We start from the raw sequence: 15,039 nt of genomic DNA, 5'->3' as shown, positions 1-15,039 counted from the left end.
ATCATGACCTATCGCCACCGCGTTGCCACCGTTTTTCTGTTCGGCTTTTTTCTCGACTTAATCAATATGTTTATCGCCAGCATCGCCTTCCCGGCTATCAGCCACGCGCTGGCGGTATCCGTCTCGCAGCTGGCGTGGGTCAGCAATGCCTATATTCTTGGCCTGACGGTCGTCGTGCCGTTCAGCGCCTGGCTCAGCCAGCGCTGTGGACCAAAACGGCTGTTTTTACTCTCGCTGGGGCTGTTCAGCCTCGGCGCGCTGGCATCAGGGCTGGCCCACAGCCTGGGTGCGCTGATTTTCTGGCGGACGTTGCAGGGGATGGGCGGCGGGCTGCTAATCCCCCTCGGTCAGGCGCTGACCTGGCCGCTGTTTCAGCCGCAGGAGCGGGCGAAGCTATCGGCGGCGGTGATGCTGGTCGGCCTGCTGGCGCCCGCCTGCTCGCCGGCGATCGGCGGTCTGCTAGTCCAGGCCTTCAGCTGGCGCTGGGTCTTTTTCGCCAGCCTGCCTGTCGCCCTGCTTACCTTTATGCTGGCGGCGCGATGGCTGAACGACACCTCCGCCCCTGTCCGGCCGGCCCGCTTGCTCCCGCTGTCGTTGCTGGCCGATCCTCTCCTGCGCTTCGCCATGCTTATTTATCTCTGCGTACCGGGAATGTTTATTGGCGTCAACGTCGTGGGAATGTTCTACCTGCAACGCGTCACCGGGATGGCGCCGGGGGCCATTGGCGCCCTGATGGTGCCCTGGTCGCTGGCCTCGTTTGTCGCCATCACCTTTACCGGCAGGTATTTCAACCGCTTCGGACCGCGGCCTCTGGTGATAGTCGGCTGCCTGCTTCAGGCGGCAGGGATCCTGCTGCTGCTGCAGGTCGATGCGCACAGCCCGCTGGCGCTGTTGATTCTGGCCTTTACGCTGATGGGCGGCGGAGGTAGCTTATGCAGCAGCACCGCGCAAAGCAGCGCTTTCCTGCATACGCCTGGCGAAGAGATGCCTGACGCCAGCGCGCTGTGGAACCTTAACCGCCAGCTCAGCTTCTTTGCCGGCAGCGCGCTGCTCGCTCTGCTGCTGAGGATATTCCCGCCGGCCTACGCCTGGCAAGGCGCGTTTAGCTGCGCCGCCGCCATAACCCTGTTGCCGCTGCTGTGTTGCCTGCGGCTGAATAATCGGGCGATTATCCATCGCCTGCACACCACTCTGGAGAAGTCATGAACCCGTATCTGCAGGAAGTCCTCGACGCCCATGTCCTTATCGAACGCTGGTTAAGCCAGGGGGAAGGGAGCGCTGAGGCGCTGATGAGCCGTTTTGCCGCCGAATTCACTATGATCCCTCTGAGCGGCGAGAAGATGGACTACCCGACGGTGAGCCGTTTTTTCCACCAGGCGGGCGCAAGCCGTCCGGGATTACACATCGTGGTGGATCAGACGAAAATCATCAGCGAGTGGCACGACGGCGCCGCCGTGCTATTCCGTGAACGCCAAACGCTGGCGGATGGCAGTGAGAACGTACGCTGGTCGACGGCGATTTTTCAGCAAGCGGAAGGGAAAATTGTCTGGCGCCATCTGCAGGAAACCCGCCGCGGCTAGCGCAAAGAAAAAGGCCCCGACTTTCGAGGGGGCCTTTTTGAGAGAAAAGATCTTATTCGCGGAAGAGCGCTTCGATATTCAGTCCTTGCCCCTGCAGAATTTCCCGCAAACGACGCAGACCTTCCACCTGGATCTGACGCACACGCTCGCGGGTGAGGCCAATTTCACGGCCCACATCTTCCAGGGTGGCGGCTTCATAACCCAGCAGACCGAAACGACGCGCCAGAACCTCACGCTGCTTGGCGTTCAGTTCGAACAGCCATTTAACGATGCTTTGTTTCATATCATCGTCCTGCGTGGTGTCTTCCGGGCCGTTCTCTTTCTCATCGGCCAGAATATCCAGCAGCGCTTTTTCTGAATCGCCACCCAGCGGGGTATCCACCGAGGTGATGCGCTCGTTCAGACGCAGCATACGGCTGACGTCATCGACCGGTTTGTCCAGCTGTTCGGCAATCTCTTCCGCGCTCGGCTCGTGGTCCAGCTTATGGGACAACTCGCGCGCGGTACGCAGATAGACGTTCAGCTCTTTGACAATGTGGATCGGCAAACGGATCGTACGGGTTTGGTTCATGATCGCCCGTTCAATGGTCTGGCGGATCCACCAGGTCGCATAGGTCGAAAAACGGAACCCACGTTCCGGGTCAAACTTCTCAACGGCGCGGATCAGGCCGAGGTTACCTTCTTCAATCAGATCCAGCAGCGCCAGACCACGATTGCTGTAACGACGGGCAATCTTCACCACCAGACGCAGGTTGCTTTCAATCATGCGACGGCGTGAAGCGACATCACCACGCAGTGCGCGACGCGCGAAATAGACTTCCTCTTCCGCGGTCAGCAGTGGGGAATAACCAATCTCTCCAAGATAAAGCTGAGTGGCGTCAAGCACGCGTTGCGTTGCGCCTTGCGACAGCAGCTCTTCCTCAGCCAGATCGCTATCACTGGGTTCCTCTTCTACTAAGGCCTTCTCGTCGAAAACCTCAATTCCGTTCTCATCAAATTCCGCGTCTTCATTTAAATCATGAACTTTCAGCGTATTCTGACTCATAAAGGTGGCTCCTACCCGTGATCCCTGAGCAAAGCACCTTCCACGGCGCATCAACAAAAGACGCCAGGACGATTTCCCCTACTCCTCTCTGCGAGAGGCGCATAGACACCGCCCTGGCGCCTGTTAGCTAATGCTTCGCTTATCCGTACTTTGCCAAATTATCGCTGCGGTAAGTACTGCAGCGGGTTGACGGATTTCCCCTTGTAACGAATTTCAAAATGTAATCTTGTTGAGCTGGTTCCGGTGCTACCCATGGTAGCGATTTTCTGCCCCGCTTTGACTTCCTGTTGCTCCCGAACCAGCATGGTATCGTTATGAGCGTAGGCACTCAGGTAATCATCGTTGTGTTTGATGATAATAAGATTACCGTAGCCGCGCAGTGCGTTACCGGCATAGACGACGCGCCCATCGGCGGTCGCGACAATAGCCTGTCCCTTACTGCCTGCAATGTCGATACCTTTATTGCCGCCTTCCGCGCCACTAAAGTTCTCGATAACTTTGCCATCAGTCGGCCAGCGCCATGATGAGATCGGCGAACTGGTTGACGTACTGCTTGCAGTCGGCTGGGTTGTGCTCACCGTTGTTGGTGCCGTCACCGGCGCGACGACCGTCGAGGTCGTGGTCGCTGGTTTATTATTAGGCAACATCTTGGTAGCACTTTGTTCACCTGAGGATTCAGAATACGTAATAGTCGGTTGTGAAGCAACCACCGCGGTCGATTTTTGTGCAGAAGTTGTGGTGGCCGTCGCACCGCCGCTCGCCCTTGCGCTGGCCTGAGAAACGGCATTTTCACCGGTGATCGGCTGGCCTGAAGCGTTGCCGACCTGCAGCACCTGGCCGACGTTCAGGGCGTACGGGGCCGGGACATTGTTGCGTTGCGCCAGGTCACGGAAATCGTTGCCGGTGACCCAGGCGATATAGAACAGCGTGTCGCCGCGTTTGACCGTATAGGTACTGCCACCGGTATAGCTACCTTTCGGAATATCGCCATATTTGCGGTTATAAACGATCTTGCCATTCACCGTCTGCACCGGCTCCTGCGCCATTGGCTGCGACTGAATGGTCTGGGTCTGTACCGGCTGGATCGGCTGCGCCTGAGGAGCAGACTTGACGCCGGAGGATGGCGGCGTAATCAACATGCCGGAGTTGGTGCTGGAAGAGGCGGCACCGCCGGCAGAGCTGACCGGCGCAGGCGGATTATTGGTGTTGGTACATCCGGCCAGCCAGAGTGAAACCAGTGAAAGAGCCGCAATACGGCTGACGGTAAATTTGGTGCTTCCCGCGCTCATTTATCCCCCAGGAATATGTTAACTGCCAATATCTTGCTTACCGGGCGACGCCCGGCCAGGACACTGAAAAATGTGTCCACCCTACGCCTAAAGTCAGGCAAAAAAAACCTGGAATAATCCGGGTCTCAGGCCAGCTCCCCTTTCACCAGGGGAACAAAGCGAACGGCCTCGACGGTATCAATGATAAATTCGTTGCCCCGGCGACGGATCCGTTTGAGAAACTGATGCTCCTCGCCAACCGGCAGTACCAGCACGCCGTCGTCATCCAGCTGCGCCAGCAGCGCGGTCGGTATTTCCGGCGGCGCCGCCGTCACAATAATGGCATCAAACGGCGCCCGCGCCTGCCAACCTTGCCACCCATCGCCATGACGGGTTGAAACATTATGTAAATCAAGTTGTTTCAGGCGACGACGCGCCTGCCACTGTAAACTCTTAATTCGCTCTACCGAGCAAACGTGATGCACCAGATGCGCCAGGATGGCCGTCTGGTAACCGGAACCGGTGCCGATCTCCAGCACCCGCGACTCCGGCGTCAACGTCAGCAGCTCGGTCATCCGCGCCACCATGTACGGCTGGGAGATGGTTTGCCCCTGGCCAATCGGCAGCGCGGTGTTTTCCCACGCTTTATGTTCAAAGGCTTCATCAACAAACTTTTCGCGCGGGACGCGCGCAATCGCCTCGAGGACACGTTCATCGACGATGCCCTGCGTGCGCAGTTGATTCAACAAACTTTCAACACGTTTACTTACCATTGCCTGTCAACCCCGACACGTTCCAGCCAATCGGTGACCACCTCATGCGCCTGATGGGCGGTTAAATCGACGTGCAATGGCGTAACGGAAACATAGCCTTCATCCACTGCCGCAAAATCGGTGCCCGGCCCGGCGTCGCGCTTATCGCCCGGCGGGCCTATCCAGTACAGGGTATTGCCGCGCGGATCCTTTTGCGGGATCACCTGATCGGCAGGATGGCGGTTGCCGCAGCGGGTCACGCGGATGCCTTTGATCTGGTCAAGGGGCAGGTCCGGGACATTGACGTTGAGGATCCGCCCGGTGCGCAGCGGTTCGCGGCTGAGTCCGCGCAGGAGAGTACAGGTCACCGCCGCGGCGGTGTCGTAGTGTTGATAGCCATTGAGCGACACGGCCAGCGCGGGGAACCCCAGATGGCGGCCTTCCATCGCCGCCGCCACGGTGCCGGAGTAAATGACGTCATCGCCCAGGTTGGGTCCGGCGTTGATGCCGGAAACGACGATGTCCGGGCGCGGGCGCATCAGCGCGTTCACGCCAAGGTAGACGCAGTCCGTCGGCGTCCCCATCTGGACGGCGATATCGCCATTTTCATAGGTAAAGGTGCGCAGTGACGATTCCAGCGTCAGCGAATTCGAAGCCCCGCTGCGGTTACGATCGGGTGCAACCACCTGGACCTCGGCAAATTCCCTTAAGGCCTTCGCCAGGGTCTGTATCCCCGGCGCATGGATCCCGTCATCGTTACTCAGCAATATTCGCATAGTCACCCGTTGTATTGATAAGCTCCCTGACCACGCTGGTGGCGAAGCTGCCCGCCGGCAGCCAGAAACGCAGTTCAACGGTTACATCATCCCACCAGTTCCAGCTCAACTGCTGCGGATAGAGGAGCATCGCCCGGCGCGCCGCCTCGACTTTCTCCCGCACCAACAGTGTCTGCAGCGAGGTTTCCTCGGCGATGGCGGCCTGCTCGGCGGCCAGGGCGTCGCGCTGGCTTCCCCAGTCGCCGCTGCCCGGTAGCGCAGCCGTGATCATCAGTTCGCGGTTGTGCACCCGCGCCTGCGAAACCTCGAGTTCTTCCGGTGTGACGACAAACCAGCTCCCACGCCCCGCTAATTGTAGCGCATCGCCATCAACAACCTGATTAAATTCCGTTTTTTTTAATCTAATACTGACTTGCTGATTAAACAACGCGCTGCGGGCCGCCGACAACCAAAAACTGCGCTTATTGCGATCGCGCACCGGCGCGCCGCTCTCCGCCCAGCGCAGCGCGCCCTGCAGGTTACTGCCGCCAATGCCGAAGCGCTGAGCGCCGAAATAGTTCGGCACGCCCCGTTCAGCGATGGCCTGCAGACGCGTCTCCACCTCCTGGCGATCGCTAATCTCGCGCAGGATCAGGGTAAACTGGTTGCCCTTCAGCGCGCCTAATCGCAGCTTACGCTTATGGCGGGCATATTCCAGTACCTGGCAGCCCTCAAGCTGAAATTTGCTCAGATCCGGCATCTCTTTGCCGGGCACCCGAGCGCACAGCCACTGCTCGGTGACGGCGTGCTTATCTTTTTGCCCGGCGAAGCTCACTTCACGGGCATGGATTTTGAGGAATTTCGCCAGCGCGTCGGCGACAAAGCGCGTATTGCAGCCGTTTTTAAGGATCCGCACCAGCACGTGCTCGCCTTCGCCGTCCGGGGCAAAGCCCAGGTCTTCCACTACCAGAAAATCTTCCGGATTGGCTTTCAGCAGCCCGCTGCTCTGCGGCTTGCCGTGCAGCCAGGTCAGTTGGTCAAAGGCGATCATTTGTCGGCCTTACGCAGCAGCGCGACCGCTTCGCAGGCGATCCCTTCCCCGCGGCCGGTGAAGCCCAGCTTCTCGGTGGTGGTCGCTTTCACGTTGACGTCGTCCATATGGCAGCCGAGATCTTCAGCGATAAAGACACGCATTTGCGGGATATGCGGCAGCATTTTCGGTGCCTGGGCGATAATGGTGACGTCGACGTTGCCGAGCGTATAGCCTTTGGCCTGAATGCGGCGCCACGCTTCGCGCAGCAGTTCGCGGCTGTCGGCGCCTTTAAACGCCGGATCGGTATCCGGGAACAGCTTGCCAATATCGCCGAGCGCCGCGGCGCCCAGCAGCGCGTCGGTCAGCGCATGCAGCGCGACGTCGCCGTCGGAGTGGGCCAGCAGCCCTTTTTCATAAGGAATGCGTACCCCGCCAATGATGATTGGGCCTTCACCGCCAAAAGCGTGTACGTCAAAACCATGTCCAATTCGCATTAAGCTTTCTCCTGGTGTCGGGAACGGGTGAGGTAAAATTCCGCCAGCGCCAGATCTTCCGGGCGCGTCACTTTAATATTATCAGCGCGTCCGGCGACCAGCTGCGGATGGAAGCCGCAATACTCCAGCGCCGAGGCTTCATCGGTGATGGTGGCCCCCTCGTTCAGCGCCCGGGTGAGGCAATCCACCAGCAGCTCGCGAGGGAAAAATTGCGGGGTGAGCGCGTGCCACAGGTCATTACGATCGACGGTATGGGCGACGGCGGTTTTGCCCGGCTCGGCGCGCTTCATGGTGTCGCGCACCGGGGCCGCGAGGATCCCGCCGACGCGGCTGGTTTCACAGAGTGCCAGCAGGCGGCTGAGGTCATCCTGATGCAGGCAGGGGCGCGCGGCGTCATGCACCAGCACCCACTGCGCTTCCGGTAACGCCTGCAGGCCGGCGAGTACCGAATCGGCGCGCTCGGCGCCGCCATCCACGACGGTAATTTGCGGGTGCTGGGCCAGCGGCAGCTGGCTGAAGCGCCGATCGCCGGGGCTGACGGCAATCACCACGCGCTGGACGCGCGGATCCGCCAGCAGCGCGGCGACCGCGTGTTCGAGAATCGTTTTGTTACCGATTGAGAGATATTGTTTCGGGCATTCCGTTTGCATGCGGCGGCCAAAACCGGCTGCCGGCACCACGGCGCAAATGCCCGGAAAAGTGGCTGCCATGTCGTAATCCTGGGCCTGGTTATCGATTGTTCTGCTGTTGCCCCGATGCCTGGTTGCGTTTAGACGCATCCGGTACCAGACGATAGAAGGTTTCGCCCGGGCGGGTCATGCTGAGTTCATTGCGCGCACGCTCCTCGATCGCTTCCTGACCGCCGTTGAGGTCGTCAATTTCGGCAAACAGCTGATCGTTGCGTGCTTTTAATTTGGCGTTAGTCGCCTGCTGGGCGGTGACGTCGTCGTTAACCCGCGTGTAGTCATGCAGGCCGTTTTTACCGAACCACAGCGAATACTGTAGCCAGACCAGCAAAGCTAATAATAGCAGCGTTAGTTTACCCATCCTGCCCCCTGAAAAACGGCATCATCATCCCAAAACTCGCCCGGGTACGCTACCGGGGCGCGCGGACGATGCCGCGTAACGCGGGGACTGTACCATATTTTTGCCGCTGATACCCATGCTTGATTCATACCAGAAACGGGTTATCCCAACAGCCAGAGGAAGAGTAGCGCAAACATCAGCCCGACGGTCAGGATGGTCGCGCTGGCGCTATAGAGCAGTTTGCCATTGAGCAGAGAGTGCAGCGCAATACCGACCACCACCGCCACTGGCATCAACGCAAGGAAGAATGGCCAGGTGTAGAGGAGGAAGAAAAGTGTATTACTGCCATAGAGAAGGAAGGGAATACCCAGCGCCAGCAGCCATGAAATAAAGCCCACGGCAGCGCCCGACAAAGACCAGGTGGTCTCGTCGCCGGTCGCCGGAGGCGGTTCTGAACGAATAATACTGAGGTTCTGGGTATTGCGCATATCGAATCCTGTAGACCGGGCAACCGGCACCCCTCGATGCCGCTGCCGTTTCAGGATCTGATAATATCGCTCTGTTGCAGCAGGTCTAATAGTTGGTGCACCAAATTTGTTACCAATTGTTCACCATCCAGATGAATTTCCGCCTTTTCCGGTGCCTCATAGACCGAGTCTATGCCGGTAAAATTGCGTAATTCCCCTGCCCGCGCCTTCTTATACAATCCTTTCGGATCCCGCGCCTCGCAAATGGCCAGCGGGGTATCGACGAACACTTCGATAAAGCGTCCCTCCCCCAGGCGCTCGCGCACCATCTGTCGCTCCGCGCGGTGCGGAGATATAAATGCCGTCAATACAACCAGCCCGGCATCGACCATCAGCCTGGCCACTTCACCGACGCGGCGAATGTTCTCTTTGCGATCCTCATCGCTGAATCCCAGGTCGCTGCACAGGCCATGACGCACGTTATCGCCGTCCAGCAGATAGGTGCTGACGCCGCGCTCATGCAAGGCTTCCTCCAGCGCCCCGGCGACGGTGGATTTACCCGACCCCGAAAGGCCGGTAAACCACAGCACCACGCCGCGATGGCCGTGATGCTGTTCCCGCTGCTGCTGGGTCACAGGGTGGGCATGCCAGACGACGTTTTCGTCATGCTGGGCCATTATTTGCCTCCCAGCAGGTCGCGGGCGTCCCAGTGCGGGAAGTGTTTGCGGATCAGCTGGTTCAGTTCCAGCTCGAAAGCGCTGTACTGCGATGCCGACGTCGACGCCTGCAGGTGCGGCTCGTTGACCATCCCGGCGCCGACGGTGACGTTGGTCAGACGATCGATAAAGATAAGCCCGCCGGTCACCGGGTTTTGCTGATACGGATCCAGCACTAAAGGTTCGTCAAAGGTCAGCTCCACCAGCCCGATGCCGTTCAGCGGCAGAGACTCGACTTCACGCTGGGTCAGGTTGTTAATATCCACCTGGTAACGTATAGCGTCCACGCGGGCGCGGGTCTTCTTACCGGCGATTTTGATGTCGTAGCTCTGCCCCGGGGTCAACGTCTGCTCGGCCATCCACACCACGTCGATGCTGGCGCTTTGCACCGCCGGCAGCGTGGCTTGCGCGTCAACCAGCAGGTCGCCGCGGCTGATGTCGATTTCATCTTTCAGCACAATGGTAATGGCTTCCCCGGCGGCGGCTTCCTGCAGATCGCCGTCGAAGGTGACGATCCTCGCCACGCTCGATTCGACGCCCGACGGCAGCACCTTCAGGCGCTGGCCGACCTGCACGGTGCCGGAGGCGACCGTACCGGAGAAGCCGCGGAAATCGAGGTTCGGACGGTTAACATACTGCACCGGGAAGCGCAGCGGCTGGCTCTCTACTACCCGTTGGATCTCCACGGTTTCGAGGACTTCCAGCAGGGTCGGGCCGCTGTACCACGGCATGTTCGCGCTCTGGCTGGCGACGTTATCGCCCTCCAGCGCCGACAGCGGTACAAAGCGGATATCGAGGTTGCCCGGCAGCTGCTCGGCAAAGGTCAGGTAAGCTTCACGGATCTCGTTGAAGCGCGCTTCACTAAACTCGACGAGATCCATTTTGTTGACCGCCACCACCAGGTGTTTAATGCCCAGCAGGGTGGAGATAAAGCTGTGACGGCGGGTCTGCTCCAGCACGCCTTTGCGCGCGTCGATCAGCAGGATCGCCAGATCGCAGGTGGACGCGCCGGTGGCCATATTGCGGGTGTACTGCTCGTGCCCCGGGGTGTCAGCGATGATAAATTTGCGCTTCTCGGTGGAGAAATAGCGATAGGCCACGTCGATGGTGATGCCCTGCTCGCGCTCGGCCTGCAGGCCATCCACCAGCAGCGCCAGGTCCAGTTTTTCGCCCTGGGTGCCGTGGCGCTTGCTGTCGTTGTGCAGCGAAGAGAGCTGATCTTCATAGATCTGGCGGGTATCGTGCAGCAGACGGCCAATCAGGGTGCTTTTACCGTCATCGACGCTGCCGCAGGTCAGAAAACGCAGCAGGCTCTTGTGCTGTTGCGCGTGCAGATAAGCTTCTACGCCGCCTTCATTAGCAATTTGTTGGGCAATGGTCGTGTTCATGGCGGCTCCTTAGAAATACCCCTGACGTTTCTTCAGCTCCATCGAGCCGGCCTGGTCGCGGTCAATGACGCGCCCCTGACGTTCGCTGGTGGTGGATACCAGCATCTCTTCAATAATTTCCGGCAGCGTTTGCGCTTCAGACTCCACTGCGCCGGTCAGCGGCCAGCAGCCGAGGGTACGGAAACGCACCATCCGCTTTTCAATCACTTCGCCCGGCTGCAGATCGATACGGTCGTCATCGATCATCATCAGCATGCCGTCGCGCTCCAGCACCGGGCGCTCAGCGGCCAGATACAGCGGCACGATTTCGATGTTTTCCAGATAGATGTACTGCCAGATATCCAGCTCGGTCCAGTTGGAGAGCGGGAAGACGCGGATGCTTTCGCCTTTGTTAATCTGGCCGTTGTAGTTGTGCCACAGCTCCGGACGCTGGTTTTTCGGGTCCCAGCGGTGGAAGCGGTCGCGGAAGGAGTAGATGCGCTCTTTGGCGCGGGATTTCTCCTCATCACGGCGCGCACCGCCGAATGCGGCGTCAAAGCCGTATTTGTTCAGCGCCTGCTTCAGCCCTTCGGTTTTCATGATATCGGTATGCTTGGCGCTGCCGTGGACGAACGGGTTAATGCCCATCGCCACCCCTTCCGGGTTTTTATGCACCAGCAGCTCGCAGCCATAGGCTTTGGCGGTACGGTCGCGGAACTCATACATCTCACGGAATTTCCAGCCGGTATCGACGTGCAGCAGCGGGAACGGCAGGGTTCCCGGATAAAACGCTTTGCGCGCCAGATGCAGCATTACGCTGGAATCTTTCCCGATGGAGTACATCATCACCGGGTTAGAAAATTCGGCGGCCACCTCACGAATAATATGGATGCTTTCCGCCTCCAGTTGCCGCAGGTGAGTGAGTCGTTTTTGGTCCATAACCGTTCCTTAAGCCAGATTGACCACCGAAGAGTTAAACCCCTCGGCGGATGATGTATGTTGAAACCAGGCGAGCTGCTGATGCAGCTGCACCACTTCGCCGACCACCAGCAGGGCGGGCATCGGGGCGTCTTTCGCCAGGTGTTCGAGTTGTTGCAATGTGCCGGTTATCGTCTGCTGATCGTCGCGGGTACCGCGGGATATCACCGCTACCGGCGTATTGCTGTCGCGACCGTGGGCAATCAGCTGGGCGCTGATTTCCGCCGCCTTCATGGTGCCCATGTAAATCGCCAGCGTCTGTTGGCTCTTCGCCAACAGCGCCCAGTCGAAGGGGGTGCTGTCCGGCTTATAGTGCCCGGTGACAAAGACGGCGCTTTGCGCATAATCGCGATGGGTCAGCGGAATACCGGCGTAGGCCGTCGCGCCGGCGGCGGCAGTGACGCCAGGCACCACCTGGAACGGGATGCCCGCAGCGGCGGCGGCCTGCAGCTCTTCAGCGCCGCGGCCAAAAATAAACGGATCGCCACCTTTCAGGCGCACGACGGTTTTCCCCGCCTTCGCCGCCTCCACCAGCAGCTGATTGGTTTCATGCTGCGGCACCGAGTGCTCGCCGGCGCGTTTGCCGACGCAAACCAGCTCGGCATCGCGGCGCACCAGCTCGAGAACCGGCTGGGTCACCAGATGATCGTGGAAAACCACGTCCGCCTGCTGGATCGCCTGCAAGCCACGCAGGGTCAGCAGCCCGGCATCGCCCGGTCCAGCCCCTACCAGAATAATTTCACCCGTTTCGCGTTCGGGCTTATCCAGCTCATCCTGCAGCGCCTTTTCCGCCTCCGCAGCGTTGCCCGCCACCATCAGGCTGGCGAAGCGACCGGTAAAGACCCGCTCCCAAAAGCGGCGACGCGCTTCGGTGGTCGTCAGACGGGTTTTCAGATGGTTGCGCCAGTAGCTCGCCGATTCCGCCAGACGCCCGAGGTTCGTCGGCAGCAGCGCTTCGATTTTTTCGCGCAGAATGCGCGACAGCACCGGCGCTTTCCCGCTGGAGGAGATCGCCACCAGCAGCGGCGAACGGTCGACGATAGAAGGGAAAACAAACGAGCACAGCGCCTGGTTATCCACTACGTTGACCAGTCGGTAGCGCGCGTTAGCCGCCGCAAACACCCGCTGGTTAAGCGCCTCGTCCTCCGTGGCGGCAATCACCAGAAAGACATCGTCCACCAGAGCGTCGCTAAATTCCGTCGCCCGCCAGCTAAGCGCCTGGCGCGCCGCCAGATCGGCCAGCGCCGGAGACAACGTCCCGGCGACCACCTGCACCTGCGCCTGGGCTCGCAGCAGGAACTTGATCTTGCGTTCGGCAATCTCACCGCCGCCGATCACCAGTACGGGCCTTTGTTTCAGTTCGGCAAAAAGGGGCAAGTAATCCACGGGGTAACAACTCTCTTACAATCAGCGATACTGCGACTATAGGGTGCGCCTTAGAGCAAATGAAATTACGAAATGGAATGAGTTGTGACGCAAAGGAATAACGCGATGGAAATCCAAATATCAAAAAGTGCTTAACACGCTATTTTTCCGCTATTTAAGAGCAATTGAAATTGTTTAACCGCGGTCACAGTTTCATACTGTACGCGTCAAATTGTCTCGTTCGTGTAAGGACCCCTTATGTTTTCCGCGTTGTGCCGCCGTCTGCTTCCGCTGGCGCTCGGCACCGGTTTTGTTTTCGCCGCCGCTCCCGCCTTCTGCGCGCTGGGCGACACCGCCAGTAGTCAGGCTCGCCATATCGCCACCGTCTTCCCGGGACGCATGACCGGAACGCCCCCGGAAATGCTCTCAGCTGACTATCTGCGCCAGCAGTTCGCCCGGATGGGCTATCAGAGCGACGTGCGGAGCTTCAATACCCGCTACATCTATACCGACAGCAACCAGCGTAAAAACTGGCATAACGCCACCGGCAGTACGGTGATCGCCGCCCATGAAGGCCAGTCTCGCCAGCAAATCATCATCATGGCCCACCTTGATACCTACGCGCCGCAGAGCGATAAAGACGTCGAAAATAACCTCGGCGGCCTGACGCTGCAGGGAATTGACGACAACGCGATGGGGCTCGGGGTGATGCTGGAGCTGGCGGAGCATTTAAAAAACGTCCCCACCCGCTATGGCATTCGCTTTATCGCCACCAGCGGCGAAGAGGAAGGTCGTCTCGGCGCGCAAAACCTGCTGCAGCGGATGAGCGAGGCGGAAAAGAAAAATACCCTGCTGGTGATCAATCTCGATAACCTGGTGGTGGGCGATAAGCTTTACTTCAACAGCGGCCGCCGCACGCCGGCCTCGGTACGCAAGCTAACCCGCGATCGCGCGTTGGCTATCGCCCGCAGCAAAGGCATTGCCGCCTACACCAATCCGGGACTCAATCCGGCTTACCCGAAAGGCACCAGCTGCTGTAATGACGCCAGCGTCTTCGACAACGCGGGGATCCCGGTGCTGTCGGTGGAAGCGACCAACTGGTCATTAGGCAAGAAAGATGGCTATCAGCAGCGGAGCAAATCGCGCAGCTTCCCACAGGGCATCAGCTGGCATGACGTGCAGCTGGATAATCAGCAGTATATCGACCACGCGCTGCCGGGACGGATCGAGCATCGCGGGCGCGATGTCGTGAAAGTGATGCTGCCGCTGGTGAAAGAGCTGGCGAAGGTGGAGAAGAAAAGCTGACGGCTGCAAATGAACACGCGGCATCACCCGCGTGTTCTCTTGCACACCTTTCCCTCAGGAGGCGCTATTAACCCTCGTGCAATCCGCACTCGCGTTTAAGCCCGAAGAACCGGGTCTCTTCTTCTGCCATGCCCGGCTCCCATTTGCGGGTGGTGTGGGTATCGCCTACCGACAGATAGCCCTGATCCCACAGCGGATGGTATTTCAGCCCGTGCTTTTGCAGGTACTGATACACCGTCCGGTTATCCCAGTCGATAATCGGCAACACCTTGAACACCCCGCGCTGGACCGCCAGCACCGGAAGCGTAGCCCGGCTGCCCGACTGCTCGCGGCGCAGACCGGCAAACCACGTCTGCGCGTTGAGCTCTTTCAGCGCCCGGTTCATCGGTTCAACCTTGTTGATCTCATTGTATTTCTCAATGCCTTCAACGCCCTGCTCCCACAGCTTGCCGTAGCGCGCCTCCTGCCAGGCCGCGCTTTCAGCCGCGCGGTAGACCTTCAGGTTCAGCTTGAGTTTATCCGTCAGCTCATCAATAAACTGGTAGGTTTCCGGGAACAGGTAACCGGTATCGGTAAGGATCACCGGAATGTCCGGGCGGATCTGGTTCACCAGGTGCAAACTCACCGCCGCCTGAATGCCAAAGCTTGACGACAGCACATAGTCTCCCGGCAGGTTTTCCAGCGCCCAGGCCACACGCCCTTCGGCGTCGAGCTTTTCCAGCTGGGCGTTGGTTTCCGCGAGTGCCAAAATGCGTTCCACTTTCGGCAATGCATTAAGCGCGTTTAGATCGAGTACGGACATAAGAACCTCGTTTGCCTGTTTTGCCGGGCGGCACTGCGTTTGCCCGGCCTACGGGTTTTACAGGCCCGGATCGCTACGCGCCACCG

17 protein-coding genes are annotated in these 15,039 nt (G+C 59.4%); 3 read left to right on the top strand and 14 right to left on the bottom strand.

Going from position 1 to position 15,039, the window contains the following annotated elements; all coding sequences use genetic code 11:
• The first annotated feature begins 3 nt into the window (after window positions 1–3).
• Together ACQUTP_RS14185 and ACQUTP_RS14180 are read left to right on the top strand one after the other, a co-directional pair.
• Window positions 4–1,206, top strand: coding sequence for an MFS transporter (locus ACQUTP_RS14185; RefSeq protein ID WP_004205608.1), 1,203 nt, complete (start codon window positions 4–6; stop codon window positions 1,204–1,206).
• Complete coding sequence (locus ACQUTP_RS14180; RefSeq protein WP_285756364.1) at window positions 1,203–1,580, top strand: DUF4440 domain-containing protein; 378 nt, start codon at window positions 1,203–1,205, stop codon at window positions 1,578–1,580. The genes ACQUTP_RS14185 and ACQUTP_RS14180 overlap by 4 nt, the downstream gene beginning before the upstream one ends.
• A 52-nt stretch (window positions 1,581–1,632) precedes the next feature.
• On the opposite strand, the gene rpoS is transcribed toward ACQUTP_RS14180, so the two are convergent.
• From rpoS to cysG, 13 genes are all read right to left on the bottom strand, one after another.
• Window positions 1,633–2,625 (bottom strand): RNA polymerase sigma factor RpoS, encoded by a 993-nt coding sequence (rpoS, locus tag ACQUTP_RS14175; protein WP_002915106.1) that lies wholly within the window; start codon window positions 2,623–2,625, stop codon window positions 1,633–1,635.
• 158 nt (window positions 2,626–2,783) lie between these two features.
• Window positions 2,784–3,914: a murein hydrolase activator NlpD gene (gene nlpD / locus ACQUTP_RS14170; protein WP_371320723.1), complete on the bottom strand. Its 1,131-nt coding sequence runs from the start codon at window positions 3,912–3,914 to the stop codon at window positions 2,784–2,786.
• 125 nt (window positions 3,915–4,039) lie between these two features.
• Window positions 4,040–4,666 carry a protein-L-isoaspartate(D-aspartate) O-methyltransferase gene (locus ACQUTP_RS14165; protein WP_004205602.1) on the bottom strand — a complete coding sequence of 209 codons (627 nt, stop codon included), beginning with the start codon at window positions 4,664–4,666 and terminating at the stop codon, window positions 4,040–4,042.
• A complete protein-coding gene (gene surE / locus ACQUTP_RS14160; protein WP_004205600.1) occupies window positions 4,660–5,421 on the bottom strand; it encodes a 5'/3'-nucleotidase SurE in 762 nt (253 codons plus the stop codon). Before surE ends, ACQUTP_RS14165 begins: the two co-directional genes overlap by 7 nt.
• Window positions 5,402–6,451 carry a tRNA pseudouridine(13) synthase TruD gene (truD, locus tag ACQUTP_RS14155; protein WP_004205599.1) on the bottom strand — a complete coding sequence of 350 codons (1,050 nt, stop codon included), beginning with the start codon at window positions 6,449–6,451 and terminating at the stop codon, window positions 5,402–5,404. The genes surE and truD overlap by 20 nt, the downstream gene beginning before the upstream one ends.
• Window positions 6,448–6,927, bottom strand: coding sequence for a 2-C-methyl-D-erythritol 2,4-cyclodiphosphate synthase (ispF, locus tag ACQUTP_RS14150; protein WP_004181093.1), 480 nt, complete (start codon window positions 6,925–6,927; stop codon window positions 6,448–6,450). Before ispF ends, truD begins: the two co-directional genes overlap by 4 nt.
• The gene (gene ispD / locus ACQUTP_RS14145; RefSeq protein WP_017899180.1) at window positions 6,927–7,637 is read right to left on the bottom strand and encodes a 2-C-methyl-D-erythritol 4-phosphate cytidylyltransferase; all 711 of its coding nucleotides are present in this window, start codon (window positions 7,635–7,637) and stop codon (window positions 6,927–6,929) included. Before ispD ends, ispF begins: the two co-directional genes overlap by 1 nt.
• Before the next feature lie 19 nt (window positions 7,638–7,656).
• On the bottom strand, window positions 7,657–7,974 hold the full coding sequence (ftsB, locus tag ACQUTP_RS14140; protein WP_002915156.1) for a cell division protein FtsB: 318 nt from the start codon (window positions 7,972–7,974) through the stop codon (window positions 7,657–7,659).
• Between the two features lie 140 nt (window positions 7,975–8,114).
• Window positions 8,115–8,441 (bottom strand): DUF3561 family protein, encoded by a 327-nt coding sequence (locus tag ACQUTP_RS14135; RefSeq protein ID WP_004205590.1) that lies wholly within the window; start codon window positions 8,439–8,441, stop codon window positions 8,115–8,117.
• 50 nt (window positions 8,442–8,491) lie between these two features.
• Window positions 8,492–9,097 carry an adenylyl-sulfate kinase gene (cysC, locus tag ACQUTP_RS14130; RefSeq protein WP_002915158.1) on the bottom strand — a complete coding sequence of 202 codons (606 nt, stop codon included), beginning with the start codon at window positions 9,095–9,097 and terminating at the stop codon, window positions 8,492–8,494.
• Window positions 9,097–10,524, bottom strand: coding sequence for a sulfate adenylyltransferase subunit CysN (gene cysN / locus ACQUTP_RS14125; RefSeq protein ID WP_428902399.1), 1,428 nt, complete (start codon window positions 10,522–10,524; stop codon window positions 9,097–9,099). The genes cysC and cysN overlap by 1 nt, the downstream gene beginning before the upstream one ends.
• Window positions 10,525–10,533: 9 nt before the next feature.
• The gene (cysD, locus tag ACQUTP_RS14120) at window positions 10,534–11,442 is read right to left on the bottom strand and encodes a sulfate adenylyltransferase subunit CysD (RefSeq protein WP_002915160.1); all 909 of its coding nucleotides are present in this window, start codon (window positions 11,440–11,442) and stop codon (window positions 10,534–10,536) included.
• Between the two features lie 9 nt (window positions 11,443–11,451).
• Window positions 11,452–12,858 carry a siroheme synthase CysG gene (gene cysG / locus ACQUTP_RS14115; protein ID WP_165455571.1) on the bottom strand — a complete coding sequence of 469 codons (1,407 nt, stop codon included), beginning with the start codon at window positions 12,856–12,858 and terminating at the stop codon, window positions 11,452–11,454.
• Window positions 12,859–13,104: 246 nt separating this feature from the next.
• On the opposite strand from cysG, the gene ACQUTP_RS14110 reads away from it, so the two are divergent.
• Window positions 13,105–14,151, top strand: a complete 1,047-nt coding sequence (locus ACQUTP_RS14110; RefSeq protein WP_017899183.1) for an aminopeptidase — start codon at window positions 13,105–13,107, stop codon at window positions 14,149–14,151.
• A 67-nt stretch (window positions 14,152–14,218) separates the two neighbouring features.
• Here ACQUTP_RS14110 and cysH read toward each other — a convergent pair whose 3' ends face one another.
• Window positions 14,219–14,953 carry a phosphoadenosine phosphosulfate reductase gene (gene cysH / locus ACQUTP_RS14105; protein ID WP_004205586.1) on the bottom strand — a complete coding sequence of 245 codons (735 nt, stop codon included), beginning with the start codon at window positions 14,951–14,953 and terminating at the stop codon, window positions 14,219–14,221.
• Window positions 14,954–15,039 lie beyond the last annotated feature (86 nt).

This window comes from Klebsiella sp. 2-CIP_Kleb. (assembly GCF_050378715.1).
GTDB classification, from domain to species: Bacteria; Pseudomonadota; Gammaproteobacteria; order Enterobacterales; family Enterobacteriaceae; genus Klebsiella; species Klebsiella quasipneumoniae.
This window is presented reverse-complemented; position numbering and strand designations above follow the sequence as displayed.